Origin of the sequence: Streptomyces flavofungini, assembly GCF_041028215.1 — a bacterium.
Lineage (GTDB): Bacteria > Actinomycetota > Actinomycetes > Streptomycetales > Streptomycetaceae > Streptomyces > Streptomyces flavofungini_B.
On sequence record NZ_JASKYR010001386.1, the window covers coordinates 1 to 726 of the forward strand.

The following is a 726-nucleotide window of genomic DNA, read 5'->3' on the forward strand; positions in this document are numbered from 1 at the left end:
GCCCTTGGCCTTCACCGTCTTCAGGCCCGAGGCCTTGGGGCTGGTGACGGCGATGCCCGCGGAGTCGTAGCCGCGGTACTCCAGGCGCTGAAGGCCTTCGAGGAGGAGCGGGGCCACGTCACGCTTGCCGATGTATCCGACGATTCCGCACATAGAGGGTGTCCTAGCCGTAGATGATGCGGCGCAACTGCCGGAGCGTGAGCTCGGGCGGCGCGACCGCTCGGTATCCGAGATCCGCCGAGATCTGTTCGAAGATCGCCGCGTTGAGCAGGCCCTGACCCTGCAACTCGCGGTGGCGGCGACGGACGAACTCTTCGGTCGTCTCGTCGAAGTAGGCGAGCACGTCCTGGATGACCCGCAGCGCTTCGCCCCGCTGGAGCGGGGTACTGCGGGTGAGGTGGTCCACCAGGTCGTCGTGCATTCGATGATCCTGGGGGATTCGCACGGCTTTCGCAAGAATCCTGCCCGGAATCGGGCAGGGGTGTGCCGCAACGGGTCTGGAATCGGGGCTGGAAGGGGCCTGGCGAGGCCCGCACCGGCTCACATACGGCGCAGGACGGCCTGCTTGGCCGTGCTGAACTCCTCGTCGGTCAGGATTCCCGCCTGGTGCAGCTCGCCCAGCTCCCGCAGACGGCGCAGCAGCGCGTCGTGGTCGKCGGKCGGGGGAGCGGGGGCGAGGGTCTTGGCGGCGGGCACGCCGTCCACGGCCGCGGGCGCGGCGGGGGC

2 protein-coding genes are annotated in these 726 nt (G+C 69.6%); both read right to left on the bottom strand.

Features of this window, described 5'->3' with window-relative positions; translation table 11 throughout:
- Positions 1–163: 163 nt before the first annotated feature.
- On the bottom strand, positions 164–421 hold the full coding sequence (locus tag AB8Z36_RS41210) for a hypothetical protein (protein ID WP_062778170.1): 258 nt from the start codon (positions 419–421) through the stop codon (positions 164–166).
- 119 nt (positions 422–540) lie between these two features.
- On the bottom strand, positions 541–726 hold a 186-nt coding region (locus tag AB8Z36_RS41215; protein WP_369218457.1), incomplete at its 5' end, for an SHOCT domain-containing protein.